Origin of the sequence: Mesorhizobium sp. B2-3-15 (assembly GCF_006442875.1) — a bacterium.
Taxonomy (GTDB): Bacteria; Pseudomonadota; Alphaproteobacteria; order Rhizobiales; family Rhizobiaceae; genus Mesorhizobium; species Mesorhizobium australicum.
Window position 1 is genome coordinate 85,575 of sequence record NZ_VFVO01000011.1, and the last position, 26,543, is coordinate 112,117.

Sequence of the window (26,543 nt, forward strand, 5' to 3'; positions counted from 1 at the left end):
CCGACCTCGTCGAGGTTGCAAATTGATCCCGCCCGGACGATGGTGCGGCCATGACTGCCGCCTCTCCCAACAATCCCGTCGATTTCGCCGATCTGCTCGCCTTCTATGCCAGCGCGGGTGTTGACGAGGCTTTGGAGGATGCGCCCGTCAATCGGTTCGCGGAGGCCGTGCCGAAGCCGGCGGAGCGCACGCCGGCGGCGGCGCCACGCGAAAGCAAGGCACCGGAGCCGGCCGCGGGTCCACCGCGCCTCGATGCGCGCGCCTTGCCGGATGCTCCGGCCCCGCGCCCGCCGACGTCGGCCGTGCCCGACGAAGCGCAGGCGGCGCTGGCGCGCCAGCTGGCGACCGCGGCAATGTCGCTGGACGAATTACGCCAGCACATGGCCGCTTTCGAGGGCTGCAATCTCAAGGCCACCGCCAAGAATCTCGTTTTCGCCGACGGCAACCCGCAAGCCGCAGTCATGCTGGTCGGTGAAGCCCCCGGCCGTGACGAGGACATTGAAGGACTGCCCTTCGTCGGCCGCTCGGGCCGCCTGCTCGACCGGATGCTGGCGGCGATCGGCCTCGACCGTAGCTCGGTCTACATCGCCAATGTCATTCCCTGGCGCCCACCCGGCAACCGCACGCCGACGCCGCACGAAACCGAGATCTGCCGGCCGTTCATCGAGCGTCAGATCGAGCTGGTCAATCCCAAGGTGCTGATCAATCTCGGCGGCCCGTCGGCCAAGACCTTGCTCAACACCTCGGAAGGGATCCTGCGGCTGCGCGGCAACTGGCGCATCCACACCACGGGTTCCGGCATTGCCATTCCGGCCATGCCGACACTGCACCCGGCCTATCTCTTGCGCACGCCCGCGCACAAGAAGCTCGCATGGCGGGATTTTCTCGAGGTGAAGGCGAAGCTTAGGGAAGTGAGCTAGCGATGACCTTGCAGGTAATTGAAATACATTCAGCGTCAGCCTAGTCGTCCTGCATGACAGCGCCCCAAACCTCCGCCGGCAGCCTGATCCGCGAATGGCGCACGCGCCGCCGCATGAGCCAGCTCGACCTCGCCCTGGAGGCCGAGATCTCGCAACGGCATCTCTCCTTCGTCGAAAGCGGGCGTGCCGCACCCTCGCGCGACATGGTGCTGCATCTGGCCGAGCAGCTTGCGATCCCACTGCGGCAGCGCAATCAATTGCTGCTGGCCGCGGGCTTCGCGCCGAGCTTCAGCGAACGGTCGCTCACCGACACGACGCTGGCACCGGCAATGGCGGCGGTCGAGATGGTGCTCAAGGGACATGAGCCGTTTCCGGCATTGGCGGTGGACCGGCACTGGAACCTGGTTGCGGCGAACACGGCGATCGGGCCATTCCTGGCCGATGTTTCCGAGCCCTCTCTGCTCCAGCCACCCGTCAATGTGCTGCGGCTCAGCCTGCACCCAGGTGGTGTGGCACCGCGCATCGTCAACCTCCGGGAATGGCGCACCCACCTGCTCGAACGGCTGAGGCATCAGAACGATGCCGCCGGTGACCCGGTGCTGGTGGCATTGGAGCAAGAGCTTCGCGGCTACCCCTCTGGCCTGCAGAGCAGCCGGCCGGCGCCGGTCGAGCCGAATGCGATCGTGCATCCGCTGCGGCTTGCCCATGGCGATACGGTGCTTTCCTTCATCAGCACCATCACCGTGTTTGGCACGCCACTGGATGTCACCCTTTCGGAACTGGCGATCGAATCCTTTTTCCCGGCCGATGAGCAGACACGGGCGATGCTGGTACGCTTGGCGAAGGAACGGGCCTGATCACCCTTGCGGCAAGGCCGCCTTACGGGTGCGCGTCCGCTCCAGACCCAGCTGCCGTTCGCGCCAGATGATGAAGATGCCGGCGGCGACCACGATCACGCCACCGACCAGCGTGGCGGGCGAGGTCACGTCGCCGAAAACGAAATAGCCGACCACGACGCCGAGGATCATCGAGGTGTATTCGAAAGGCGCCACGACCGAGGCTTCGGCATGACGATAGGCTGCGGTCATCAAGATCTGGCCGAGGCCGCCACAAAAGCCGGCGACGATGAGCAACGTGGCTTGTATTAGCGTCAGCGATTGCCAGCCGAAGGGCAGCGTCAGCAGCGAGAGCACGCTCGCCGTCGACGAGAACCATAGCACGATGGTCGCCGTCTTCTCCGTCTGCACGAGATTGCGCACCAACAGCATGGCGATAGCCGAGATTGCCGCGGCCGCCAGCGCGGCCATGACGCCCAGGACCTCCTGGTCGTCGAGACCTTCATCCGAATTGAGCAGCGTCAGCTCCGGCCAGGAAATGACGAGCACGCCAATGAGGCCGATCGCGACAGCGCTCCAGCGATAGACGCGGATCGTCTCGCCAAGGAAGACCGAGGAGAACACCACGACCAGCAGCGGCTGTGCATAGTTCAGGGTGATCGCCTCGGGAAGAGGCAGCCTGGTGAGCGCGAAAAAGCCGAGCCCCATGGCACCGACGCCGACGACGCCACGCGCGACGTGGTTGAAGGGGCGTTTCGTCACAAATGCCGTGGCCAGATGTCCCTTCAACGTCAGGAAGACAATGATCGGGAAGATGGCGAAGAAGGAACGAAAGAAGACGATCTGCCCGGCAGGCACATCGCCTGCCGCCTTGATACAGGTTTGCATGCCGACAAAAACCGCCACGGAGACGATCTTCAGCACGATGCCTCTCAGCGTGCCGTGGCCGCCCGTCGTCTCTGGTTGCCCCCCCGCTCCTGATGTCACTTTGGCAATGCGTCTCTGCCCGCGGTCGAGGGCACGCTACGGTTCTCGAAATGGCAGAACGGGAAATTGTCGGCGCGCCGAACGAAAGCGCCCATCCCGAATTTCGGTGTGACGGCCGTCATGACTGCCTCGCGACAAGGAAAGGATGACCTGAATTAGGCCCTGCCGCAGTTTTGTCGAGGGAGTGTTTCGTGTAAAGAGCGCGGACTTCGAATTTTTGGACCGGTCAGATCATGTCCGGTCCCGGAAAAGACAGGAAAAGCCAGGGAATGCGCACCGATACAGGTCAGGTCTTCAAACTCGAGGACTATCGCCCCAGCGACTACCTCATTCCGAAAACCAGCCTTGAATTCCGTCTTTCGCCGCAGGCAACGGTCGTCACCGCGATACTGACCGTCGAACGCCGCGAGGACATATCCACGTCGGCTCCGCTGGTGCTCGACGGCGATGGGTTGACGCTCAAACGCGTCGAAGTCGACGGCAAGGTGGTGAGACCGGCGGATCTGCTGGCGAGCCCCGACCAACTGACCCTGCTCAAACCGCCGGCGGCACCTCGTTTCCAGCTGCTGATCGAAACCGAACTGGCCCCAGCCGGCAACGAGGCCTTGATGGGCCTTTACCGCTCGAACAACGTGTACTGCACGCAGTGCGAGGCGGAGGGTTTTCGCCGCATCACCTATTTCCTCGACCGCCCCGATATCCTGTCGGTCTACACGGTGCGCATCGATGCGCGACGCGACGAAGCGCCGCTGCTCCTGTCGAACGGCAATCCGGTCGAGAGCGGCGATCTCGCCGAAGGCTGGCACTACGCCACATGGCACGACCCCTTCCCCAAACCATCCTATTTGTTCGCGCTGGTGGCCGGCAATCTCGGCCAGGTCGCCGACAATTTCGTCACCATGTCCGGCCGCAAGGTCGAGCTCGGCATCTATGTCGAGCCCGGCAAGGAGGCGCTCGCCGGCTACGCCATGGACGCGCTGAAGCGGTCGATGCAATGGGACGAGGAGGCGTTTGGCCGCGAGTACGACCTCGACGTCTTCAACATCGTCGCCGTGTCGGACTTCAACATGGGCGCGATGGAGAATAAGGGTCTCAACATCTTCAACGACAAATACGTGCTGGCCGACCAGGAGACGGCGACGGACGCCGATTTCGCCAATATCGAGGCGATCATCGCGCATGAATATTTCCACAATTGGACAGGCAACAGAATCACTTGCCGCGACTGGTTCCAGCTTTGCCTGAAGGAAGGGCTGACGGTCTTCCGCGATCATGAATTCTCCGCCGACCAGCGCTCGCGCGCGGTCAAGCGCATAGCCGAGGTGCGCACGCTGCGGGCCCACCAGTTTCCCGAGGACCAGGGCCCGCTGGCGCATCCCGTGCGGCCGCGCCGCTACCGCGAGATCAACAATTTCTATACGGCGACGGTCTACGAGAAAGGCTCCGAAGTGGTGCGCATGATCCGCACCATTCTCGGGGCCGAGGTCTTTCGCGCCGGCATGGACCTTTATTTCGAACGCCACGACGGCGAGGCCGCGACCATCGAGGATTTCATAAAGGTGTTCGAGGACGCGTCCGGCCGCGACCTGTCGCAATTCGCGCTATGGTATCATCAGGCGGGCACACCCAACCTGACGGTAAGTTCGACGCACAATCCGGCCGCACAGGAATTCACGCTTGAGATCGAGCAGTCGGTGCCGCCGACCCCCTCCGAAAGCCGCAAGCGGCTGATGCATATCCCGCTCGCCTTCGGCCTGATCGGCGCCGGCGGCAAACCTGTCGCGTATAGCGGCGTCGAGGGCGCCAACGTCGAGGACGGCGTCATCCATGTCCGCAAGCGTCGCCATGTGGTGCGTTTCTCGGGCGTGGCCGAGCGCCCGGCGGTGTCGCTCAACCGTGGCTTTTCGGCGCCGGTGACGCTGTCGGCCGAGCAGAAGGCGGCCGACCAGTACTTCCTCGCCCGCCATGACAGCGACGCCTTCTCGCGCTGGCAGGCCTTCAACACGCTGTTGACCGATGCTCTGATCGCTGCCTTCCGCCAGATCCTTGGCGGCAAACAGCCGGACTTCGCCCCACGGCTGACCGAGCTTGCCGGCAGCATCGCCAGCGACGAGACGCTGGAGCCAGCCTATCGGGCCCTGGCCCTGGCGCTGCCTGGAGACGCCGACATCGCCCGCGACATCGGCAAGAACATCGATCCCGACGCCATCCATGCGGCCCGACAGGCGCTTGCGCTGGCGATCGGCATGGCCAATGGCGAGGCATTTTCCGGCCTCTACGACAGCCTTGCCGACAAGAGCGCTTTCAGCCCCGACGCGGCGAGTGCCGGACGGCGTGCCTTGCGCAACATTCTGCTGGATTATCTCTCGCTGCTGCCAGGTGGAGCGGCGTTGGCGGCCGGGCATTTCCAGTCCGCGAGCAACATGACCGACCGGGCGGCCGCATTGGCCGTGCTTGCGCATCGCCATCAAGGATCGCCGGAGGCAAGCAAGGCGCTGGCGGCTTTCGAACAGACATATGCGTCCGACCCGCTGGTGATGGACAAATGGTTCCAGATCCAGGCCAGCGTGCCTGGGCCGCAGGCGGTGGAGACGGTTCGCGCCCTGACCGCTCATGCCGGCTTCTCGATGGGCAATCCGAACCGGGTGCGCTCGTTGATCGGCACATTCTCCAGCGCCAACCAGACCGGCTTTCACCGCGCCGACGGCGAAGGCTACCGCTTCTTCGCACGAACGGTGCTCGAGGTTGAAAAGCGCAATCCGCAAGTGGCGGCAAGGCTGGCGACGGCGCTCAGGTCATGGCGCTCGCTCGAACCGGGCAGGCAAGCCCAGGCTCGGGAAGTGCTGGTTTCGATCGCCAATGCCGAAAACCTATCGGCGGATCTGCGCGACATCGTCGAGCGCACGTTGGCTTAGGCGCTCCCGCCTTCTTCCCTGCGGAAGAAGGCCGGGTTCTAAAAGCCCATCATTTTAGTCGATTTTTAATCTTTTTTCGCCCGACCACTGGACAAGGCGAATCACCTTTGATTCTTTAATGGCGATTCGGAAGTGCGGTGTTGCCGGATCACCAGCACATAGAAATGCGACATACTGAAATCGGGGAGTGCCATTTATGGCAAAGGCGGACGCGTGGGGCGCGCCCGGTGGGATGGTTTTTGCGCGTCGCGAGACGCGCGGCGACGGCCTTGCCGGGAATACGCGGCTCATTGCCGAACCGGCCTACAAGCGGCTTCTGGCGGCCGAACCGCTGCTGCGCCGGTCGATACCGGCCCTCATCGTCATCTTCCTGCTCGTCATCGCGGCGCTGCGTGTAATCTCGCTGATGAACGAGCGCGACGACGTGGAGCGCGATGCCAAGGCTATCCTGACGCTGGCCGCCGCGCAGCTCGCCAGTTCGCTCGCCACCACAGCGGACACGCTGCCGGGCGCCACGCAGGACCTGCTGGAGACCACCAGCCGCCAGGGCGCCATGGGCCGCAGCCATGTGCTAGTCATTACCGACAGCGCCTTCAGGATCACCGCGGTGACGCCGCGTTCGGTGCCCTGGCAAGGCCATTCGCTCGACGGCCTCGTCCAGGGCGGCCAACCTCTGTTCATGTTCGGCGACCGGGCCGGCGTCATGGAGGTCAACATCGGCGGGCAGGACTGGTACGCGGCGGTCAGCCTGAGCAAGGACAGGAAGGGAGCCGCGGCGGCGCTCGTCCCCCAAGAGGCGGTCTTCGACACGTGGCGCAAGACCGTCTCGCTCAACGTCACCCTGTTTGTGCTGACGGCCGGCGTGCTGATCATCATCCTCTATGCCTATTTCGGACAGGCGGCGCGCGCGCAGGCAGCCGACCGCATCTATGTCGAAGCGCATCAGCGTATCGACATGGCGCTGGTCCGCGGCCGCTGCGGCCTGTGGGACTGGGACATGGTGCGCGGCAAGATGTACTGGTCACGCTCGATGTACGACATGCTCGGCTATGAGCCCTGCGAGACGATGCTGTCCTTCGGCGAGGTCGACGAGATCATCCATCCCGAGGATGGCGACCTGTTCGAACTCGCCAACAGGATCGTCGCGCGCGAGATCGACCACATCGACCAGGTGTTCCGGATGCGGCATGCCGATGGCCAGTGGGTGTGGATGCGCGCCCGCGCCCAGGTCATGGACCCGGAAGCGCCGGAGATCCAGCTCATCGGCATCGCCGTCGACGTCACCGAGCAGCGCCATCTGGCGCTGCGCTCCGAAGCGGCCGATCTTCGCCTGAGGACCGCGATCGAGAACATCAATGAATCCTTCGTGCTGTGGGATTCGGCTCAGAACTTGATCATGTGCAATTCCAAATATCAGCAGGACAACGGGCTCTCGGATCGCGACGTGATGCCAGGTGTGACGCGCGCTTCCCTGGAAGAGCGGATGCTGGCCTTCGCTTCGGAGCGCCGGCTCGCCAATACCAACGGTCCGCAGGGCGGCGCCACGTTCGAGCGGCAGCTGTCCGACGGCCGCTGGCTGCAGGTCAACGAGCTCAGGACCAGGGACGGTGGCATCGTCTCGGTCGGGTCCGATATCACCCAGATCAAATTGCACCAGGAGAAACTCGTCGACAGCGAACGCCGGCTGATGGCAACGATCCATGATCTCAGCCTCGCCCGCCGGGCCGAAGAGGAACGGGCGCGCGAACTGGTCGACCTCAACCGCAAATACATGAAGGAAACCGAGCGCGCCGAAGCGGCGAACCGGGCCAAATCCGAATTCCTGGCCAACATGTCGCATGAACTGCGCACACCGCTCAACGCCATCATCGGCTTCTCCGAACTGATGGAACAGAGGCTGTTCGGTCCGTTGGGCTCGGAGCGCTACGAGGAGTACGCCACCGACATCAACAGCAGCGGCAAATACCTGCTCGGCGTCATCAACGACATTCTCGACATGTCCAAGATCGAAGCCGGCCAGTTCTCGCTGGACCAGGAACAAATCGACCTCGGTCCGCTGATCAGCGAGACGGTGCGTGTCGTTTCGCTGCAGGCGGCGCAGAAGGCGATCACCGTGGAAACGCGCATTGCCGACGCCTTGACTTTGTTTGCCGATCGCCGGGCGATCAAGCAGATCGTCATCAATCTCCTGTCCAACGCGGTGAAATTCACCGGCCAGGGCGGCCACATATCGGTCAGGGCCCGCAACACGTCAGGCGCGCTGGTGCTGACGATCGAGGACAATGGCTGCGGTATCCCGAAGGAAGCCCTCGGCAAGCTGGGGCGCCCCTTCGAGCAGGTGCAGAACCAGTTTTCCAAGAACCATGCCGGCTCCGGCCTTGGCCTTGCCATTTCGCGCTCGCTTGCCGAGTTGCAAGGCGGTGCACTGAAGATCCGCTCGACCGAAAGCGTCGGCACGATCGTATCGGTGCGCATTCCCGTGAAGAAGGCGCCAATGGCGGTCAAGGCCGCGGCCTGAGCGACAGGCTCCGGTCGACGACCTCGGAGCGGAGCCCGTATCAACCAAATCTTACTGCACGCCGCCTTCGTTGCCTTCGCCATCCCATTGACGGTCATCGCGCCCGTCATTCGGCAGTTCGCCCTTCTCGATCTTGCCGTCATTGTTCTTGTCGAGCATCGCGAAAAGCTTCTTTTCGCGGCCGATGATGTCATCCGATGTCAGCGTGCCGTCGCCCTTGCTGTCGTAACGGGCGATGATGCGCCTGGCCATGCGTTCGAAGCGCGCCTTCTCCAGCGCGTCGGCGAGTTGAGCGACAGTCAGCTTGCCGCCATTGTCAGCGACAAGCTTCTTGAGCCGCGCGTCCATGACATCAGAGAACTGGTCGAAGGTGATTTTGCCGTCATTGTCCTTCATCGCCTTGTCGAGCCGCATCATGGTGCGCTCACGCACGTTGGCGCTGTCGAGGTTCTCGGCGTAGGCCGCGCCGCCGACGGCTCCGGCCAGGGCGATGTAGGCAAGTGCGAGCTTGGTTGTCTTTCTCATGGTTTTCTCCTGTTGCATCGTCACCCCCGATGCGGCCGAACGGTCGTTGGTCACGACCCTCCGGCACGAAGCAGAAGGTCGAAATCCTTCCTGACCTTTTGCGACGTCTCCTTGAGATGTGCTTCCAGCACACCGAAATCCGGCAGGTCGGTGACCGCCAAAAGCAGATCCGAAAGCCCCGGCGGAACGTCGTCACGTTCGAACGGTCCGGTAAGGCACAGCCGCGTCATCTGGGTCAGTGCCAGATAAAGGGCGTAAGCCTCGCCAAGGTCCTGCCGGATCACGGCATTGGCGAAACGGGGCGTCAGACGAGACAGGATCTCGGCCGTACCGGTGGCGCGTGGCCCGGCCTCGACCTGCCCAGTGATGACAGCCACCTGGGCGATGAATTCGAGATCGATCAGACCGCCCGGTATGAGCTTAATGTCCCACAGGTCGCGGGGCGGTTTTTCCTGCTCGATCATGGCGCGCATGTCGGAAGCTTCGGTTTTCACCTTCGCCGCGTCGCGTGGCTGACCGAGCAGCGCGGCGACCTCCGCTTCAACCTCGGCGCAGAGGCCGGCGTCGCCGGCAATCGGCCGCGCCCGCGACAGCGCCATGTGTTCCCAGGTCCAGGCTTCCTGGCGCTGGTATTTCTTGAAGGCATCGATATGGGTGGCGACCGGTCCCTTGTTGCCGGACGGCCGCAAACGCAGGTCGAGCTCATAAAGCACCCCTTCCGCCGTCGGCGCCGATACCGCGGATATCAGCCGCTGCGTCATGCGGGTGTAGTAATGCGACGGCGCCAGCGGCTTTTCACCATCGGAGTCCTCGGCGTCCGCGTCGTGATCGTAAAGCAGGATGAGATCGACATCCGATCCGGCCGTCAATTCGCGGCTGCCGAGCTTGCCCATGCCGAGCAGCGAAACCACGCCACCGGCGATCGTGCCGTGGCGCACCGCGAATTCGGCGATCACCGCTTGCAACGCCGCCGCAATGGTCAGGTCCGCAAGATCGGAGAAAGCGCGGCCGGCGCGGGCCGGGTCGATCGAGCCCGCGAGCAGCCGCACACCGATGAGGAATTTCTGTTCGGAAGCAAATATGCGTAAGCGGTCGAGCACGTCCTCATAGGCCCTGTCGCCCTCGAGGAAGGCGGAAAGCCGCCCCGAGAGATAGGCGCGGTCTGGCAGCTCGGTCAGCAATGCCGGGTCGAGCAAGCCGTCGAAGACATGCGGCCGGCGAGTGATGATGGCCGCCAGCCTTGGTGCCGCGCCCATGATCGTCGCCATCAGCTTGAGCAGTGCGGGATTCGACTGCAGCAGCGAAAACAGCTGGATGCCGGCCGGCAGGCCGGCGAGGAACTCGTCGAAACGGACCAGCGCCTCGTCGGCCCGGCGCGTCTGGCCAAAGGCCTTGAGCAGTGCCGGCGTCAGTTCCGTCAGCCGCTCGCGCGCCTCCGCCGACTGGGTGACGCGATAGCGGCCGAAATGCCAGCCGCGGATGACACGGCAGATATCGCTCGGCCGCTGAAAGCCGAGGCCGTGCAGGGTCTGCAGCGTGTCCGGGTCGTCGACGTCACCGGTGAAGACCAGGTTGCCGATGCCGGCCGAAAGCTCGGGCGCGGTTTCGAACAGCGCCGCATAGTGGCGCTCGACCTGCTGCAGCGAGGCACGGAAGGCCCCGGCGAACGCGGCGGCGTCGGCGAAGCCCAGCATGCGGGCGATGCGCTCCAGCCCTTCATCGTCTTCCGGCAGCGTGTGCGTCTGCTCGTCGGCCACCATCTGGATGGCGTGTTCGACCCGGCGCAGGAACCAGTACTGGAGGGCGAGTGCGTCTCTTGCGTCTGATGTGATCCAGCCTCGGGCCGCGAGCTGACCGAGCATCGGCACGGTTTCGCGGCCGCGCAGCTCCGGAAAGCGGCCGCCGGCGATGAGCTGCTGGGTCTGGACGAAGAACTCGATCTCGCGGATGCCGCCGCGCCCGAGCTTGACGTTGTGCCCCTTCACCGCGATCTCGCCATGGCCCTTATGGGCATGAATCTGGCGCTTGATCGAATGGACGTCGGCAATCGCCGCGTAATCCATGTATTTGCGCCAGATATAGGGCTGGAGCTCCTTGAGGAAGGCATCGCCCGCGGCGAGATCGCCGGCCACCGGGCGCGCCTTGATCATCGCGGCGCGTTCCCAGTTCTGGCCACGCGCTTCGTAGTAGCGAAGCGCGGCTTCAACCGGGATAGCCAGCGGGGTGGAACCGGGATCGGGACGCAATCTCAGATCGGTGCGGAAGACATAGCCGTGCTCGGTGCGGTCCTGCAGGATGCGAACCAGCCGGCGCGTCAGGCGTGAGAACAGGTCGGTGGCGTCGAGAGGATCGACCACGGCGGGTGCCTCCGGATCGAAGAACACGACGAGGTCGATGTCGGAGGAGAAGTTCAGCTCATGCGCGCCGAGCTTGCCCATGCCGAGCAGGATCCAGCCCGATCGATGCGACGGGTTGTCGAGGTCGGGCAGCTTGAGCTTGCCCTGGCCATGCGCGTCACGCAGCAGGAAATCGACTGCCGCGCGGGTGCAGGCGTCGGCGAGATCGCTCAACCGCCTTACGGTCAGCGAGGTTTCGGCCTCGCCCGAAAGATCGGCGAGCGCGATCAGGAAATGCGCCTCGGCCTTGTGCCGGCGCAGCTCCATCATCAGGCCGGATTCCGAGACCGTTTCGGCCAGCGGCGCCTGGTCGATCGCGGCGGTGATCGCCTTCAGACGGGCCTCTATCGGCAGGTCGAACAGCCCGTCCAGGATTTGCGGCCGGCGCCGCGCCGTATCGCGCAGGAATGGCGAAAGGTCGAAGACAGCGGCGAGGAGATCCTGCGCCTTCCCTTTGCCGGCCAGGAATTTGGCCACCCGTGTCAGCCCCTCTTCGCGCGCTGCGTCCGCGATTTCGGCCAGCTCCTGACGTGCCCGGGCTTCGTCGAGCGGGACAAGCGGGGTTTCCAGGCTGAGCAGCCAGTCTGTCTTGCTCCGCTTGGCAACGGCCGCCATCAGTGATCCTCGCGTGTCGGGAAACTCATGACCACGGATAGTCCTGGATTGCCAGGCAGCAGGTCAAGCCGGCCGTAATGGAATGTCATGACCGCCTTGGCGAGACTGAGGCCAAGGCCGGAACCAGGCTGCGAACGGCTCTTCTCCAGCCGCACGAAGCGCTCCGTCGCCCGGGCGCGATCGGCGTCGTCGGGAATGCCCTGGCCATTGTCCGTGACAGAAAGCCTGATCTCGCCATGCGTGCGTTCGAGCTTTACACGGACCGCCGGCTTGGACGTCGAATCGGTCGAGTACTTGATCGCATTGTCGACGATGTTGGAGAGCGCCTGGCCGATCAGCTCGCGGTTGCCGTCGACGACAAAAGCACCATTCACCTCGGCGTCCAGCGAAACGCCAGCCTCCTCGGCCACCGGCTCATAGAGTTCGACGACATCACGGACGGCCACCGCCAGATCGACGCGGCTGGTGTGCTCGGAAGAATAGCCCGCCTCCAGGCGGGAGATCATCAGGATGGCGTTGAAGGTCTTTATCAACTGGTCGGATTCGGCGATGGTGCCTTCCAGCGCCTGTCGATAGTCCGATGTCTTCTGCTTGCCGGAAAGCGTCGCTTCGGCCCGGTTGCGCAGCCGGGTCAGCGGCGTCTTGAGGTCATGCGCGATGTTGTCGGAAACCTGCTTGAGGCCTTCGTTGAGCGTGGCGATCCTGGCCAGCATGGCGTTGAGGTTTTCCGAAAGCCGGTCGAACTCGTCGCCGGCGCCGGTTACCGGCAGCCGGCCGGAGAGATCCCCGCCCATGATGCGCCGGCTTGCCTCCGATACGCCATCGATACGCTTCAGCGCCGCGCGGCCGACAAAGAACCAGATCAGGATGCCACCCAGGGCCATCATGCCGAGCGCCAGCATCAGCGAACGGCGGATGACGGCACGGAACCGCTCTGGTTCCCCGAGATCGCGGCCGACCAGCATGATCATCTGGTTCGGCAGCCGCAGCACCAGGGCAATGGCGTTGTGGCCCTTCTCGCCCTGCGCTTGCGTGTCGCTCTGGTCGGGCTGTGCGGTCCCCTTGTCGGCAGGCAAGTTGCGTAGACGGTCGAGTTCTCCCTCGCCAAAGCGCTGATAGGAAAAAGGGCTGGTGGTCCAGCCTTCGTTTTCGAGAACGCCCGGCTCGAGGCTCTGCACGTTACCGGTCAGGATCTGGCCGTTGGCATCGGCGATCAGATAGAGATTGGCGCCGGGCTGCCGCGAGCGGGCCTCGACCACGCGGACCAATACGGGAAGGCCACCGCGCTGATAGGCGCGGGCAAGGCCGAGCACCTCGTCGTTGATGGTCTCCTGCGTCTGCCCGGTCAGCATGCGCGCCGAGAGCGAAGTCATATAGAGGACGAGCAGCACCGCGCAGAGCGCGAAGAGCAAGAGATAGAGCGCCGAAAGCCGCGCGGCCGTCGTCTTCATGATGGCGGGCACGGAAAGCGCCATGCCGCCGCCTAGCCGCCCTTCAGCATGTAGCCGGCGCCGCGAACGGTATGCAGGATCGGCTTGTCGAAGCCTTTTTCGATCTTGCCGCGCAGCCGAGAGACGTGGACGTCGATGACATTGGTCTGCGGATCGAAATGATAGTCCCAGACATTTTCGAGCAGCATCGTGCGCGTCACAACCTGGCCGGCATGGCGCATGAGATATTCGAGCAGGCGGAATTCGCGTGGCTGGAGCGTGATCTCACGGCCCGCCCGGCGGACAGAATGCGATAGCCTGTCGAGTTCAAGATCGCCAACCCGGTAGACGGTCTCGGCCTCCTTGGCGCTGGCGCGTCGGTTGAGCACCTCGACACGAGCCAGAAGTTCGGAAAAGGCATAGGGCTTGGTCAGGTAATCGTCACCGCCGGCGCGCAGGCCGGTGACCCGGTCATCGACTTCGCCCAGCGCCGAAAGGATGAGCACCGGCGTCGTGTTGCCCCTGGAGCGGAGGGCGGCAATAACCGACAGGCCGTCGCGGCGCGGCATCATCCGATCGATGACCATCACATCGTAGTCACCCGCATCGGCAAGCGCGAAGCCGGTCTCGCCGTCACCCGCAACATGCGCGGTATGACCGGCTTCGGTGAAGGCTTTCTGCAGATAATCCGCAGCCTCGCGATCGTCTTCTATGACGAGAATCTTCATAGGGCCGTTATACGCGATTTCGCTTGAAGGTTGAGTAGCAGGCATCTGCATTTTAGCCTTTGCCAAAGCGCATCGCGATCAAGACGATCGAGAGCGTACGCGATAAAATCTTTGTTCCGTGGCGTCGTTAGGCCGAACATGCCAGTTCCCGGTCATGTCGTTACCTGCAACCCGGGACCAACCGGCATCGGGCACGAGGGCCTGAGTGGGCAGCCAGATGCGGGCGCGGCAGCGGGCGATGGGAAGCCCGCTGCCGCTGAAGGAGAGCGCGATGACTGACTAACGGGCTCTCCTTCTTACTTTCCCCATGCGGCGACTCGGGGGTGTTGAAACCGCCGCATTGGAAAAGTCGTCTCAGCCCTTGGCCACCGGCACCGCGACGAAGCGGTTGTTGTCGTCACGGGTGATCTGCATCAGCACCGCCTTGCGTCCGGATTTGACCGCATCGGCCATGGCCTTGGTGACGTCTTCGGTGCCATTGACCTCCGCCGAGTTGACCGCGGTGATGACGTCGCCCGGCTGGATGCCGCGATCGGCGGCGGCGCTGTCGGGGTCGACGTCTGTCACCACCAGACCCTTGCCGTTTTCAGACTTGGTGACGGTGAGACCGAGATCGGCCAGCGTGTCAGGCTTTGCCGGAGCGGCAGGCTGCCGTTGCTGGTCGTTCGAGGCCTGCTTGTCGCTCGCCGGCAGTTTGCCGAGATCGACCTTGACCGTCTGGCTCTTGCCATCGCGCCAGACCGTGACATCGACCGACTTGCCGGGCGAATAGGCGCCGATCAGGCGGGCGAGTTCCTTCGGCGACGCAACGTCCTTGCCGTCGACCTGGGTGATCACGTCGCCGGCTGATATGCCGGCCTTCTTGCCGGGGCCGTCGTCCTGGGCGCTCGAAACCAACGCGCCATTGTTGGACTTCAGGCCGAGCGATTCGGCGATGTCGGAGGTGACCGGCTGGATTTCGACGCCCAGCCAGCCGCGCTGCACCGCACCGCTCTTCATCAGGTCCCCGACGACCTGCTTGGCGGTCGAGGCCGGAATGTCGAAGGCGATGCCGACGCTGCCGCCGGAAGGCGAGAAGATGGCGGTGTTGATGCCGACCACCTGGCCGTTGAGGTTGAAGGTCGGGCCGCCTGAATTGCCGCGGTTGACCGAGGCGTCGATCTGGAGGAAATCGTCATAGGGGCCGGCGCCGATATCGCGGCCGCGCGCCGAGACGATGCCGGCGGTGACGGTGCCGCCGAGACCGAACGGATTGCCGACAGCCACGACCCAGTCGCCGACACGAACCTTGGAATCGTCGGCGAAGTCGACATAGGTGAACTTGCCGCCACCATCGACCTTGAGCACGGCGAGATCGGTGCGCGGATCGGTGCCGACCAGCTTGGCGTCGAGTTCCTTGCCGTCATTGGTCACAACGGTGAAGGCGGTGCCCTCTTCGACGACGTGGTTGTTGGTGACGAGGTAACCGTCTTCGGAGATGAAGAAGCCGGAGCCCTGCGCTACCGGGCGCGGCTCGCCGTTGTTGCGGTCGCGATGTCCGAAGCGACGATGACCTTCGTCGTTCTGGCCGCCCTGGTCGCCAAAGCCGCGGAATTCCTTAAAGAAACGACGCAGCTGCGGATTGTTGGGAAGATTGTCGAGGCCGTCCTGATCGTCGGAGCCATCATCGGCGGTCGGCTGGATCTTGGCCTTGACCTTGACGCTGACCACGGCCGGCGACACACGCTCCACGACATCGGCGAAGCTCGGAACCTGCGGGGCCTCGACGCGCACGGCGTCAGCGAGAACGGGGCTGGTTCCGCTGGTCAGCGCGCCAACGCCGATCGCACCGGCGACCGCGATAGACGCGGCAGCAGCCAGAAGACGCTTGCGGGTGCGGAAATCTGAATCGGGGGCAATATTCATGGATCTCTTATCCTCTTTCAAGCGGACGCGCCTTGATCGGCATCCTCAAGGAACGAGAATTAGGGAAGCGCACATTACGACGCCATTTCCGGCACATGAAACTTTGGTAATGTTGGCGGGCGACGGCAGCCGTCAGTCGCGGCGGAGGATCGCGTCCAATGCGGCCTGCTCTTCGACCGAAAGCGCTGCCGTTGCCGGAAGCCGGCGCGACCGCGCACTGAGCACTATAAACACGCCGCCGGCCAGAAGCAGGAGAACCGGCGTGCCCCACAGCAGCGCGTTGCGCAGATCGAAGCGTGGCTTCAGCAGCACGAACTCGCCGTAACGCGAAACCACATAATCCATCACCTGCCGGTCGGTATCGCCCGCGACAAGGCGTTGTCGCACCAGGATACGCAGGTCCCTGGCAAGGTCCGCATCGGATTCGTCGATCGACTGGTTCTGGCAGACCATGCAGCGCAGGCCTTCCGACAGCGCCCGCGCCCGCGCCTCGAGTGCCGGGTCGGCCAGCATCTCGTCGGGCTTCACCGCCATTGCCGTTCCGGCGAAGAACAACGCCAGCAACAGGACTATCGACGTCAACGAATACCTTGCCCTCATGGCATGCCCGCCGGCGCCACCGCCTGCTTGCGACGGCGCGAAGGCGCGCCGACCCGCAGGCGCCTGTCCATAAGCGACATGGCCGCACCCGCCATCATCACCAGGCCGCCGCCCCAGATCAGCGTTACCAGCGGCTTCCACCACAGACGCACCACGACCGAGCCGTCCTTGCCCTCGTCGCCGAGCGAAATGTAGAGCTGGGAAAGGCCAATAGTCTTGATGCCGGACTCCGTCGTCGTCATCTGCCGCACCGGATAGAAGCGCTTGGCGGAGCTGACTTCGCCGACAGGGCTGCCGCTGACGCCGATCAGCTCGAAACGCCCGCGATCCTCGCTGTAGTTCGGTCCCTGCGCAGGATAGAGCCCGACGAACCGCACCGTGCGGCCGGAGATTTCGACGGTTTCACCAGCATGCATGGACAGGATCTTCTCCGTCCCGAAGCAGAGCGTGCCAACAATGCCGAGAACGGTCAGGCCGAGGCCAAGATGCGCGAAAGCAGTCCCGAAGACCGAGCGTGGCAAACCAACCAGACGCCTGACCATTGTCGGCGCGGCGACATTGCCGACCCCCGCCTTGGTGGCGAGGTCAGTCAGCGCGCCGAGGATCAGCCAGACGCCGAGGCCGACGCCAAGCGCGGCAAGCACCGAAGCGCCGTCGATGAACAGGACCGTAACCAGCGTCGCAAGAAGTGCGGCCGCGAACGCGGCCATCAGCCGCTGCGCAACACCGAAGACATCGCCGCGCTTCCAGGCCAGCAGCGGCCCAAAGGGAACCATCACGAGCAGCGGCACCATCAGCGGCGCGAAGGTAAGGTTGAAGAACGGCGCTCCTACCGAAATCTTGTCGGCCGAAAAAGCCTCGACCGCCAGCGGATAGAGCGTGCCGACGAGCACCGTGGCGGTCGCAGTGGTCAGAAACAGATTGTTGAGGACGAGCGCGCCTTCACGCGAAACCGGGTGAAACAGGCCGCCTGCCGTCAGCTTCGAGGCGCGCAGCGCAAACAGCGCCAGGGAGCCACCGATGAACAGCGTCAGGATGCACAGGATAAAGACGCCACGCGTCGGATCGGTGGCAAAGGCGTGGACGGAAGTCAGGACGCCCGAACGCACCAGGAAGGTGCCGAGCAGCGACAGCGAGAAGGTGAGGATGGCGAGCAGCAGCGTCCAGATCTTCAACGCCGAGCGCTTTTCCATGACGATGGCCGAATGCAGCAGCGCGGTGCCAGCCAGCCACGGCATGAAGGAAGCGTTCTCGACCGGATCCCAGAACCAGAAACCGCCCCAGCCGAGTTCGTAATACGCCCAGTACGATCCCATGGCGATGCCGCCGGTCAGGAACATCCAGGCGACCAGCGTCCATGGCCGCACCCAGCGCGCCCAGGAGGCATCGATGCGACCCTCGATGAGGGCGGCGACCGAGAAGGAAAAGCAGATCGAGAAGCCGACATAACCGAGATAGAGCATCGGCGGGTGAATGGCGAGGCCAAGATCCTGCAGGATCGGGTTGAGATCGCGGCCTTCGATGGGCGCCGGATTGAGCCGGATGAAAGGATTGGAGGTCACCAGGATGAACAGGAAGAAGGCAGCGCCAATAGCGCCCTGCACGGCGAGCACATTGGCGCGGAGCGTCGCCGGCAAGTTGGAGCCGAAAGCGGCCACAAGCGCGCCGAAGAAGGTCAGGATCAGCACCCAGAGCAGCATCGAACCTTCGTGATTGCCCCAGGTTCCAGTGATCTTGTAGATCAGCGGCTGCAGCGAATGCGAGTTCTCCCAGACGTTCGCCAGGGAAAAATCAGAGCTTGCATAGGCGCTCGCAAGGGCCGCGAAGGACAGCGCCGTCAACGCGAAACCGGTCACCGCGACCGGACCGCCGACCGCCATCAGGCGCTGGTTGTTCAGCCGCGCGCCAAACAGCGGCACGATCGTCTGCACCAGTGAAAGCGCGAACGCCAGAACCAGGGCGAAATGTCCGGTTTCAACCATTCGCGCGGCTCACACTTGCTCTTCCTCCAGAGTTACTCACTCTTACTCTCCTGCCAGACGCCCTTGGCCTTCAGGCCGTCGGCTACTTCCTTGGGCATATAGCGCTCGTCGTGCTTGGCCAGAACGCTGTCGGCGACAAAGACGCCGTCGGGGCCGAAGGTACCCTCGGTGATGACACCCTGCTCTTCGCGGAAAAGGTCGGGCAAGATGCCGGTATAAGTCACCTTGACCGATTTGTGGGTGTCGGTGACCGAAAAGGCAACCGTTGCGCCCTGGCCGCGCTGGATGGTGCCTTTTTTGACCAAACCGCCGAGCCTGATGCGCTGGCCCGGCTGAACGCTGGCGGTGGTCAGATCGGCCGGCATGTAGAAATAGGACGCCTTCTGGCCAAGCGCATAGAAGGTCAGCCCGGTGGCGGCACCCAGAAAAACCAATCCGCCCGCGATCACCGACAATCGTTTCTGCTTGCGCGTCATACCCAATTCTACTCCGTCGCCGTCAAGCCGAGCGAGGCGGCAAAGGCGGTGAATTTCTTGGCTTCGTCACTATCGGCGCCAAAGACCGCGATGGCGCGGCCCAGCGCATCGCGCGCCTGATCGGCCTTGCCCAGCACGACATAGGAACGAACCAGCCGCATCCATCCTTCCGGGTCGCGCGGATTTTGACGAAGTTTGTCGTCCAGGCCGGCGACCATGGTGTTGATCATGGCTTCCCTGTCCTGCTGCGACATGGAGGACGCCGCGTCGACATCGGCGGCATCGGGGCCTTTCACGGTCGTGCCGGAGGCGACTTCCGGGCCGCCGGATTTGGCCAGCGCCTGTTCGACAGCGCCGCGCCACGGCGAATCCGGCGGCAGTGTACCAAGCATAGCCTGCCAGGCCGCGGCCGCTTCCTTGCCACGGCCCTCCTGCGCCAGTGCCATGGCCAGATAGAAACCGGCTTTCGCATTGGCCGGGTCAAGCTTCAAGGCCGCCTCGAAGGCATCCTGGGCATCGGCCGAAACAATGCCGCCCGCCGCACCGGCGATCGCCTCGCCGAGACCGGCCTGACGGACAGCGCTGTCGCCGTCGAGGCGAATGGCGTTGCGGTAGGCCGCCGCGGCGTCGGCAAAGCGCTGCATACGCAGATAGACCGGCGCCAGCACGTCCCAGCCCCTGCCGTCGGAAGGATTGGCGGCAAGATGGGCCTCGGCGCGCGCCACCAGCTCATCGACCGAACTGTCGGCGGGGTTCTTGGCCAACCGCTCACTGAGCGGCTGCGACGGCAGGTCAGGCGAGCCGATCTGACTGTAGAGCCCCCAACTGACCAACGGAACCGCCAGCACCGCAACGGTCGCGACAAGCCGTACGGTGCCCGATGACCTGCCGGACGCCTTGGCCGCCATATCCGCGTTGCCCAGGCGAAGGATGCGGCGGGCGATCTCGGCGCGCGCCTCGGCCGCTTCAGCGGGCCCGATCAAACCGCGCCCGGCATCGCGGTCGAGTTCGGACAGTTGATCGCGATAGACTTCCAGATCGTGATCGCCGCTCGATGATGCGCCCTTGGAGGCACCAGCCAACGGCAAAAGCACCGCCAGGCTGGCGCCCAGCGTGAGAATTGCGGCTATGACCCAGAACAGCATGGTTCTTCCAATAACGGCAGAGCCCTGCCCTGCCAACACAGGCATCCTGCGACGCTTTGACGGCACGCGCCGAATGTCGCGATCGAAATCCACCGGCCGGATCGCAACGAGACCCGGCTGGCTATGTCAATGGCGTCCAACTGCCGTCGGCATTGCGGCAGGCTGTTCCGTGCGCCGTGACGCTGGCGCCGCCCGTGAACACCGTCTGCGTGTATTGGCGGCAATCCTGCGAACCGACGCGGTAAGGCTGGGCAGGGACGACCTCGCCATAGCGTGAGGCCTGATCGCCCTTCCAGGTCACCTTCTGGCCGCTGGTGTTGTATTCGAGCGCCTTGTATTCGGCCTCGAGCGCGCTGCGCTTCTCCGTGTCGCTCAGACCGTTGCCGATCGACCCGCCAATGAGGCCGCCGCCCATGGCGGAGATGATCGACTTGGTAACGACCTTGCCGCCGGCCGGAGGCGTCGAGGCCGGTGTCGCCGCCACGGTCGGGCCCTTGCCGCTCAAGGTGGTGCAGCCCGACACGGCCAGCAATGCGGAAACAAGCGCGACGCGAATCTTCATGCCAACAACCGGTTTTCTTGAGTTGGAGCCTGCCATGGATGCGCCGGGGGCCGCGTCATCGGAGAAGTAGGCGTGGCCATAGTGTTGATATTTGTCGGAAATTTGGCCACTGGCGGCTGCTCTGGGGTCAATCGATATGCCGCCACAATATGCGCCTTCCATTGCTGCCGATTGGCCTGGGTAGCATTACTGCAGGCTCCGCAATCGCACCGTCGCCTTCAGTCCGCCCATGCCGGACCGCTCGAGTGCCAGGACGCCTCCATACTCGTTGACGAGATCGGCGACAATGGCAAGGCCCAGGCCTGTCCCAGGCTTGGTCTCATCGAGGCGCCGCCCTCGCTTCAGCGCTTCACGGGCCTTGTCCTCGGGAATACCCGGTCCGTCGTCCTCGATGCTGATCTCGAACAGGCTCTCATCCTTGCCGGCGAAGGGCACGACCGAGATCGCGACAGCACTCCTTGCCCATTTCACCGCATTTTCGAGAAGATTGCCAAGCAGTTCCTCGAGGTCCTCGCGTTCGCCGGCAAAGACGATCTCGGTGGCCGGCAGCGACAGCGACAGGCTGGTCCGCGGGTTCAGCTTCTGCAAAACGCGCACCATGCGCTGCACCAGCGGTGCCACCGGCGTGCGATAGACGACGCTGTCGCGCTGCGCCGCGACGCGGGCACGCTGCAGGTAATGGTCGATCTGCTTTTGCATGGAGGCGGCCTGCTCGGCGATCAACTGTCCCTTGGCGCCGCCAAGCGCCCGGCCCTCGTTGAGCAGAACGGCAAGCGGTGTCTTCAGGGAATGGGCGAGGTTGCCGACCTGGGTGCGCGAGCGCTCGACGATGCGTTTGTTGTTCTCTATCAAGGCGTTGGTTTCGTTGGCTAACGGTTCGATCTCGGCCGGGAAGCGGCCGTCGAGCCTCTGTGCGGTGCCCTCGCGCACCATGGCGAGTGCGTTCCGGACCCTGCGCAACGGCTGCAGCCCGAGCAGGATGGCGATGGCGTTGATGGCGATCATGCCGATGCCGAACAGGCTGAGATAGGTCAGCAGGCGGCGCTGGAACGTTCCTATTTCCTGTTCCAACTCGGTCTTGTTGCCCATGACGCGGAAGCGCGCGGCGCGGTTCTTCGCGTCGAGAACGAATTCGCTCTCGAACACGACCAGTTCCTCGCCATTGATGCCTTGCGCGGCATAGCTGCGCTGGAAATTGGCGTTGAAGGGAACATCCGCCACGTCCGGCGACGGGATGGTCCGGGTCATGGACGACGAGTGAAGATCGCCATGCACGCCTTCCGAGGCGGGCTCGACGGACCAGTACCAGCCCGAATTCGGTTCCGAGAAACGGAGATCGCCAAGGTCGGGGGAGCCGGTCAACGCGCCGCTGTCGGAGATGCCGATGGAGCCGATCAGGTTGAACAGATGCGCCGACAACAGGCTGTCGAAGCCCCGCTCGCTGGCCTGTCGGTAGAGCGTTGTGATCAGGGTGAAGATGACGACCAGGGTCAGGATCGCCCACACGGTGGAGAAGGCGATGACGCGGAACGTCAGCGAGCGCGGCCACGCGCGCAGCGAGAGCCGTCTGCCCGCGGTCGGGTTGGTGGGGAGCGGTTCCGCCTTACGCCTCCGGCTCGCGCATGCGGTAGCCCATGCCGCGTACGGTTTCGATCATGTCGATGCCCATCTTCTTGCGCAATCGTCCGACGAAGACCTCGATGGTGTTGGAATCGCGGTCGAAGTCCTGGTCGTAGAGATGCTCAACCAGTTCGGTGCGCGAAACGACCTCGCCCATGTGGTGCATCAGATAGGCAAGCAGCCGGAATTCGTGCGAGGTCAATTTCAGCGGCACGCCGTTGACATCGGCCTTCGAAGCCTTGGTGTCGAGACGCAGCGGCCCGCAGGTCAGTTCCGACGAGGCGTGGCCGGCCGCGCGGCGGATCAGGGCCCTGACGCGCGCCAGCACCTCCTCGATGTGGAACGGCTTGGTGACGTAGTCGTCGGCGCCGGCGTCGATGCCGGAGACCTTGTCGCTCCAGCGGTCACGCGCGGTCAGGATCAGCACCGGCATCTTGCGGCCGCCGCGACGCCAGCGCTCGACCACGCTGATGCCGTCCATCTGCGGCAGGCCGATGTCGAGCACAACGGCATCGTAAGGCTCTGTGTCGCCGAGGAAATGGCCCTCCTCGCCGTCGAAGGCACGATCGACGACATAGCCGGCATCGACCAGCGCATCCGAGATCTGCCGGTTGAGATCCTTGTCATCCTCGACGACGAGTACGCGCATACGGGGACCAATGCCTGTTGATTGAAGATTTCAGATATAGGCCGATTCCGCCGGCCTGGGAAACGGAGGGAAAAGCGGTCAGTTCTGCGGAACGACGATTTCGGAGCGGCGCGGACGTTGTCCGTCCTTGCCGGGCACGAGCACGACGATGACGCAGACCGGCTGGCCGCCACGCGTCGATGCCGAAGCCTTGGCGAGCGTTCCGCCATTCTGCTGAGCCACCTGCTGACCGATCGCATAGCAGTCGGATGCAGCCAGGACGATCGGGCTGGCCTGGTCGGGCTCGATGACCGGTATCGCCATTGCCTGCGACGCAAACAGCCCGGCGGCACTAAGCGCCAGGGTCGCGGTTCGGAAACGGGAGCGAAGCGTTTTCATGACCCGCGTTGTAACGCATCGGTGCTGAACGTGAAATGAACAGTGAACGGCCCTGAAACCATGCTCGCCACACCCCTGCAACGCGAGACAGACATCTTGGGTTTCACCGCCCCCCAGTGAAACCCGCGAAAGCTCAGTCTAGACTCCGTTTCGGTGATATTGAAAGTGCGTCAGGCGTTTTCCTGCGTCAGCGCACGGAATCGCAGCAGGCCATGGTGGACAAGGAGTTCCTCATCGTAACGCGCCTCGCTGAATTCCAGCGACAGCCGCGTCTGGCCACGCGGGCCTATAACCAACACCGCTCCGGCAAGCCGCGCCTTGATGGCATCCATGATCGCCCGCGTCTCGGCCTCGCCATGCGCCTTCGACCAGACATGCAGCGTGATCAGCTGGTCGTCGTTGTTCTCGGCGCCGGTGTCCCAGTCAAAGGCAGAAGTCTGACCTGAAGTCACATAGGGAAAGGCGACGTTGTCGGTTGCCCGCTCGAGCAGTCCGGCGCCGCCCAGCAGCGCCGACAGCGACGCATCGCTTTTCAATCTTAGAAACAGGGCCTGCTGCAAATCGCCGGGCGCGGTCATCGTCCGTTTCCTCAAGCCGTTGCGCCACCGACAATGCTTTTCCAAAGCCTGCCCATGTCCGCATCCCTTCTCAGATATAGCGGTTCGCCACGCGAAGACGATGGCGATTCGTCATCGGAATCATGAACGCCGATGATCTCGAAAATACGACTTGCCGACAATCTCGTCAGTCGGCGCGATAGGGCCTGGCAAATTGACCATGAGCTTGCCTCTGATTGTCTGGTCACGCGATCTTGCCCCATATAGGCTGGTCCATACGACGGAATGTTCCTTGTCGGCTTGGCCGGACAGAGGGGCATGTTCCCGATTTCCGGAGCTGACCATGCTCGATCCAAAAAAGGCCAGGGCCGCGTCACGTCTGCTGGTAGGCCATTGGGACAATGGCACCCATCTCGACGTCATACCCGAGGAACTGCGGCCGAAAACGCGCACCGAAGGTTACGCCATCCAGTCGCATGTCATGGAGCATTCGGCGGCCCCGCTTTTCGGCTGGAAGATCGCGGCAACCAGCCTGGCCGGTCAAAGGCATATCAACGTCGACGGCCCGATGGCCGGGCGTCTGCTCGCCGAAAAAGCGGTCGAGGTCGGCGGGATCGTCTCGCTGGCGACGAGCAAGATGCGGGTCGCCGAGGTCGAATTCGCGTTCCGTTTCGGCCGCCAGATCCCACCTCGCGCCGCACCTTATGAAATCGCTGACGTGATGGACGCCGTGGCGACCCTGCATCCGGCGATCGAAATACCGGACTCACGATATGATGATTTCTGCGCTGTCGGCGCGCCGCAGCTGATCGCGGACAATGCCTGCGCCAATCTGTTTGTCATCGGCCAGCCTGCCGAAGACGATTGGCGCGACATGAACCTGGCGGAGTACCCGGTGACCGGTCTCGTTTCGGGTAAGTCTCGGCACGACGGAACGGGCGCGGCTGTCCTCGGCGACCCACGTATCGCGCTCACGTGGATCGTCAATGAGCTATCGGGACTTGGCATAGCGCTCCAACCGGGACAGGTGGTGATCACCGGAACTTGCGTGACACCGATCAGCGTCGCCGCCGGTGACGAAGTCATTGGCGATTTGGGCAGGTTCGGCAAAGTGTCGGTGCGGTTCGTCTAGACCGGCTTGCTCCCCCGGTTCAGCCTGACCACGACGCTCCTCACCGCCAGAACCAGCACGGTGATCACGATCAAAATCACCGACAGTGCGGCGATCGCCGGGTCGATGTTGTCGCGTAGTCCCATCCACATCAGGCGCGGCAGCGTGATGGCGTTGACCGAGGTGATGAACAAAGTGACGCCGATCTCTTCCCAGGACAGCACGAAGGACAGCAGCGCCGCGGTGACGATGCCGAATTTGATGTTGGGCATGATGACGCGCGTGGCGCGCTCCCAGACACTTGCGCCAAGCCCCCGCGCGGCAAGGTCGATGCGTCGGTCTAGCTGGCTGAGCGAGACCAGGATCAGCACCGTCGCGAACGGCACCGTCATCACCGAATGCGCCATGGCAACGCCGAGCCAGGTATCGTAGCCGAAGAAGGAGCTGACGCCCGAGATCGAGGTGAGCAGGAAGTAGAGCGTGACCGCCGAAACCACCGGCGGCACCACCATCGGCAACAGCACGAAGCCGACGAGGGTCGCGGTGAAGCGCGGCTGGAACATCCAGACGCCGAGGCTGAAGCAGAGCGCCAGCACAGTTGAAATGGCGCTGCTGACGATGCCGATGCGGATCGAAAGCAGGATCGACTGGAGCCAGCGCGGATCCTCGATCAACGATCGGTAGTGGCGCAACGACAATTCGCCCGTCGGCATCGCCAGCATGCGGCTCGGCGTCAGCGACACGGGGATGACGGCCAACAGCGGCAACAGCAGGAACAACGCCACCAGGGCGGCAATAACCAGGGAGACAGGACCGGGGCGATAAGTCGGCATCAGATCAGCTGCTTTGGTCTGACATAACGGAACAAGAGCGCCATCAGCGCGCCGACGAACAGTACCAGCACGACGCTGATCGCAGCCCCCAGCCCCCAGTCCGGGCTCTGGAATATCCTGAGATAGATCAGTTCGGCGATCATGACGCTGCGCCCGCCACCGAGAATCGCCGGCGTGACGAAGAAACCGAGCGAGAAGACGAACACGATCATCGCGGAGCCGATAATGCCGGAGCGCGTCATCGGCACGAACACCGTCCAGAAGGTGCGCATGCGGCTGGAGCCGAGGCCGCGCGCGGCGAGCAGAACACGCTCGTCAAGGCTGCGCATGGCCGAAGCCAGCGGAAAGACGGCGAAAGGAATGAGGAAATGCGTCATGCCGACAATGACGCCGAATTCGTTGCGTACCAAAGTCAGCGGTTCGGAGATAAAACCGATCGACTGCAGCCAGGTGTTGATCAGGCCGCGATTGGACAGCAGTGCCACCCAGCCGAAGGCGCGTGTCAGCACCGAGATCCAGAACGGCACCAGGATGCAGAATTCGGCGATGAGGCGCTGCGCCGGGCTGCCGCGAACCCAGACGACCGTAATAGCATAGGCGGCGGCGACCGACACTATAGTGACGATCGCGGCGATGCGCAGCGTGCGGATGAACACCGACTGGACCAGATCGTCGGTGAGCAACGCCTCGTACTGGCCAAGCCCGGGCGTCGGCAAGGTGAAACTCCATTTCACCACGCCGAGAAATGGCCAGGCATAGGCAAGGCCGAGAAAAAGGAGCAGCGGCGCCATCAACAGCGCCGCGCCCATCCTGTCGGAGAGAACGCCTCTCATGTCAGATCAGCATCGCCGCCGG

General features: G+C 63.8%; 22 protein-coding genes. 5 read left to right on the forward strand and 17 right to left on the reverse strand.

The features are described 5' to 3' along the window. Positions 1–50: 50 nt before the first annotated feature. Together FJ954_RS21990 and FJ954_RS21995 are read left to right on the forward strand one after the other, a co-directional pair. Positions 51–920, forward strand: coding sequence for a uracil-DNA glycosylase (locus tag FJ954_RS21990; RefSeq protein ID WP_140663129.1), 870 nt, complete (start codon positions 51–53; stop codon positions 918–920). Between the two features lie 53 nt (positions 921–973). Next, on the forward strand, positions 974–1,777 hold the full coding sequence (locus FJ954_RS21995; protein WP_140663131.1) for a helix-turn-helix transcriptional regulator: 804 nt from the start codon (positions 974–976) through the stop codon (positions 1,775–1,777). Here FJ954_RS21995 and FJ954_RS22000 read toward each other — a convergent pair whose 3' ends face one another. Continuing rightward, on the reverse strand, positions 1,778–2,743 hold the full coding sequence (locus tag FJ954_RS22000) for a DMT family transporter (protein WP_140663133.1): 966 nt from the start codon (positions 2,741–2,743) through the stop codon (positions 1,778–1,780). Positions 2,744–3,012: 269 nt separating this feature from the next. On the opposite strand from FJ954_RS22000, the gene pepN reads away from it, so the two are divergent. Continuing rightward, positions 3,013–5,658, forward strand: a complete 2,646-nt coding sequence (pepN, locus tag FJ954_RS22005) for an aminopeptidase N (RefSeq protein ID WP_140663135.1) — start codon at positions 3,013–3,015, stop codon at positions 5,656–5,658. A gap of 196 nt (positions 5,659–5,854) precedes the next feature. Further along, positions 5,855–8,176, forward strand: coding sequence for a PAS domain-containing sensor histidine kinase (locus tag FJ954_RS22010; protein WP_140663137.1), 2,322 nt, complete (start codon positions 5,855–5,857; stop codon positions 8,174–8,176). Positions 8,177–8,227: 51 nt separating this feature from the next. Here FJ954_RS22010 and FJ954_RS22015 read toward each other — a convergent pair whose 3' ends face one another. The 14 genes from FJ954_RS22015 to FJ954_RS22080 all read right to left on the reverse strand — a co-directional run bounded on the left by FJ954_RS22015 (position 8,228) and on the right by FJ954_RS22080 (position 23,765). Then, the gene (locus tag FJ954_RS22015) at positions 8,228–8,701 is read right to left on the reverse strand and encodes a hypothetical protein (RefSeq protein ID WP_015318616.1); all 474 of its coding nucleotides are present in this window, start codon (positions 8,699–8,701) and stop codon (positions 8,228–8,230) included. A gap of 50 nt (positions 8,702–8,751) precedes the next feature. Then, positions 8,752–11,712, reverse strand: a complete 2,961-nt coding sequence (locus FJ954_RS22020) for a bifunctional [glutamine synthetase] adenylyltransferase/[glutamine synthetase]-adenylyl-L-tyrosine phosphorylase (protein ID WP_140663139.1) — start codon at positions 11,710–11,712, stop codon at positions 8,752–8,754. Further along, positions 11,712–13,187, reverse strand: a complete 1,476-nt coding sequence (locus tag FJ954_RS22025) for an ATP-binding protein (RefSeq protein WP_140663141.1) — start codon at positions 13,185–13,187, stop codon at positions 11,712–11,714. The genes FJ954_RS22020 and FJ954_RS22025 overlap by 1 nt, the downstream gene beginning before the upstream one ends. A gap of 8 nt (positions 13,188–13,195) precedes the next feature. Next, positions 13,196–13,870 carry a response regulator transcription factor gene (locus FJ954_RS22030; RefSeq protein ID WP_041163488.1) on the reverse strand — a complete coding sequence of 225 codons (675 nt, stop codon included), beginning with the start codon at positions 13,868–13,870 and terminating at the stop codon, positions 13,196–13,198. Between the two features lie 354 nt (positions 13,871–14,224). Next, positions 14,225–15,775, reverse strand: a complete 1,551-nt coding sequence (locus FJ954_RS22035) for a Do family serine endopeptidase (RefSeq protein ID WP_140663142.1) — start codon at positions 15,773–15,775, stop codon at positions 14,225–14,227. Between the two features lie 132 nt (positions 15,776–15,907). Further along, positions 15,908–16,375 carry a cytochrome c-type biogenesis protein gene (locus tag FJ954_RS22040; RefSeq protein WP_140663144.1) on the reverse strand — a complete coding sequence of 156 codons (468 nt, stop codon included), beginning with the start codon at positions 16,373–16,375 and terminating at the stop codon, positions 15,908–15,910. Next, positions 16,372–18,357, reverse strand: a complete 1,986-nt coding sequence (locus FJ954_RS22045; protein WP_140663146.1) for a heme lyase CcmF/NrfE family subunit — start codon at positions 18,355–18,357, stop codon at positions 16,372–16,374. Before FJ954_RS22045 ends, FJ954_RS22040 begins: the two co-directional genes overlap by 4 nt. Before the next feature lie 32 nt (positions 18,358–18,389). Continuing rightward, on the reverse strand, positions 18,390–18,833 hold the full coding sequence (gene ccmE, locus FJ954_RS22050; RefSeq protein WP_140663147.1) for a cytochrome c maturation protein CcmE: 444 nt from the start codon (positions 18,831–18,833) through the stop codon (positions 18,390–18,392). Positions 18,834–18,841: 8 nt separating this feature from the next. Then, positions 18,842–19,978, reverse strand: a complete 1,137-nt coding sequence (gene ccmI, locus FJ954_RS22055) for a c-type cytochrome biogenesis protein CcmI (RefSeq protein ID WP_015318624.1) — start codon at positions 19,976–19,978, stop codon at positions 18,842–18,844. A 121-nt stretch (positions 19,979–20,099) separates the two neighbouring features. Then, positions 20,100–20,540 (reverse strand): hypothetical protein, encoded by a 441-nt coding sequence (locus FJ954_RS22060; RefSeq protein WP_041163489.1) that lies wholly within the window; start codon positions 20,538–20,540, stop codon positions 20,100–20,102. A 186-nt stretch (positions 20,541–20,726) separates the two neighbouring features. After that, a complete protein-coding gene (locus tag FJ954_RS22065) occupies positions 20,727–22,097 on the reverse strand; it encodes an ATP-binding protein (RefSeq protein WP_140663149.1) in 1,371 nt (456 codons plus the stop codon). A gap of 46 nt (positions 22,098–22,143) precedes the next feature. Further along, positions 22,144–22,809 carry a response regulator transcription factor gene (locus FJ954_RS22070; RefSeq protein ID WP_015318627.1) on the reverse strand — a complete coding sequence of 222 codons (666 nt, stop codon included), beginning with the start codon at positions 22,807–22,809 and terminating at the stop codon, positions 22,144–22,146. A 78-nt stretch (positions 22,810–22,887) separates the two neighbouring features. After that, positions 22,888–23,187, reverse strand: a complete 300-nt coding sequence (locus FJ954_RS22075; RefSeq protein WP_140663151.1) for a hypothetical protein — start codon at positions 23,185–23,187, stop codon at positions 22,888–22,890. A 170-nt stretch (positions 23,188–23,357) separates the two neighbouring features. Then, positions 23,358–23,765: a DUF3168 domain-containing protein gene (locus FJ954_RS22080; protein WP_015318629.1), complete on the reverse strand. Its 408-nt coding sequence runs from the start codon at positions 23,763–23,765 to the stop codon at positions 23,358–23,360. Between the two features lie 322 nt (positions 23,766–24,087). Here FJ954_RS22080 and FJ954_RS22085 point away from each other — a divergent pair, with 322 nt between their 5' ends. Next, on the forward strand, positions 24,088–24,876 hold the full coding sequence (locus FJ954_RS22085; protein WP_140663153.1) for a fumarylacetoacetate hydrolase family protein: 789 nt from the start codon (positions 24,088–24,090) through the stop codon (positions 24,874–24,876). On the opposite strand, the gene FJ954_RS22090 is transcribed toward FJ954_RS22085, so the two are convergent. After that, entirely contained in the window at positions 24,873–25,688 is an 816-nt protein-coding gene (locus FJ954_RS22090; RefSeq protein WP_140663155.1) for an ABC transporter permease, read from the reverse strand. The two genes, FJ954_RS22085 and FJ954_RS22090, sit on opposite strands and share 4 nt — an antisense overlap. After that, the gene (locus FJ954_RS22095) at positions 25,688–26,521 is read right to left on the reverse strand and encodes an ABC transporter permease (protein WP_015318632.1); all 834 of its coding nucleotides are present in this window, start codon (positions 26,519–26,521) and stop codon (positions 25,688–25,690) included. The genes FJ954_RS22090 and FJ954_RS22095 overlap by 1 nt, the downstream gene beginning before the upstream one ends. Positions 26,522–26,543: the final 22 nt, after the last annotated feature.

Bases quoted from the DNA above. Each gene is read 5' to 3' on its own strand.
- FJ954_RS22010 (WP_140663137.1), top strand. From the start codon at position 5,855: ATGGCAAAGGCGGACGCGTGGGGCGCGCCCGGTGGGATGGTTTTTGCG.
- FJ954_RS22085 (WP_140663153.1), top strand. From the start codon at position 24,088: ATGCTCGATCCAAAAAAGGCCAGGGCCGCGTCACGTCTGCTGGTAGGC.
- FJ954_RS22020 (WP_140663139.1), bottom strand. From the start codon at position 11,712: ATGGCGGCCGTTGCCAAGCGGAGCAAGACAGACTGGCTGCTCAGCCTG.
- ccmE (WP_140663147.1), bottom strand. From the start codon at position 18,833: ATGACGCGCAAGCAGAAACGATTGTCGGTGATCGCGGGCGGATTGGTT.
- FJ954_RS22015 (WP_015318616.1), bottom strand. From the start codon at position 8,701: ATGAGAAAGACAACCAAGCTCGCACTTGCCTACATCGCCCTGGCCGGA.
- FJ954_RS22035 (WP_140663142.1), bottom strand. From the start codon at position 15,775: ATGAATATTGCCCCCGATTCAGATTTCCGCACCCGCAAGCGTCTTCTG.
- pepN (WP_140663135.1), top strand. From the start codon at position 3,013: ATGCGCACCGATACAGGTCAGGTCTTCAAACTCGAGGACTATCGCCCC.
- FJ954_RS22075 (WP_140663151.1), bottom strand. From the start codon at position 23,187: ATGAAAACGCTTCGCTCCCGTTTCCGAACCGCGACCCTGGCGCTTAGT.
- FJ954_RS22080 (WP_015318629.1), bottom strand. From the start codon at position 23,765: ATGACCGCGCCCGGCGATTTGCAGCAGGCCCTGTTTCTAAGATTGAAA.
- FJ954_RS22030 (WP_041163488.1), bottom strand. From the start codon at position 13,870: ATGAAGATTCTCGTCATAGAAGACGATCGCGAGGCTGCGGATTATCTG.
- FJ954_RS22060 (WP_041163489.1), bottom strand. From the start codon at position 20,540: ATGAAGATTCGCGTCGCGCTTGTTTCCGCATTGCTGGCCGTGTCGGGC.
- FJ954_RS22045 (WP_140663146.1), bottom strand. From the start codon at position 18,357: ATGGTTGAAACCGGACATTTCGCCCTGGTTCTGGCGTTCGCGCTTTCA.
- FJ954_RS21995 (WP_140663131.1), top strand. From the start codon at position 974: ATGACAGCGCCCCAAACCTCCGCCGGCAGCCTGATCCGCGAATGGCGC.
- FJ954_RS22040 (WP_140663144.1), bottom strand. From the start codon at position 16,375: ATGAGGGCAAGGTATTCGTTGACGTCGATAGTCCTGTTGCTGGCGTTG.
- ccmI (WP_015318624.1), bottom strand. From the start codon at position 19,978: ATGCTGTTCTGGGTCATAGCCGCAATTCTCACGCTGGGCGCCAGCCTG.
- FJ954_RS22090 (WP_140663155.1), bottom strand. From the start codon at position 25,688: ATGCCGACTTATCGCCCCGGTCCTGTCTCCCTGGTTATTGCCGCCCTG.
- FJ954_RS22025 (WP_140663141.1), bottom strand. From the start codon at position 13,187: ATGGCGCTTTCCGTGCCCGCCATCATGAAGACGACGGCCGCGCGGCTT.
- FJ954_RS22070 (WP_015318627.1), bottom strand. From the start codon at position 22,809: ATGCGCGTACTCGTCGTCGAGGATGACAAGGATCTCAACCGGCAGATC.
- FJ954_RS21990 (WP_140663129.1), top strand. From the start codon at position 51: ATGACTGCCGCCTCTCCCAACAATCCCGTCGATTTCGCCGATCTGCTC.
- FJ954_RS22095 (WP_015318632.1), bottom strand. From the start codon at position 26,521: ATGAGAGGCGTTCTCTCCGACAGGATGGGCGCGGCGCTGTTGATGGCG.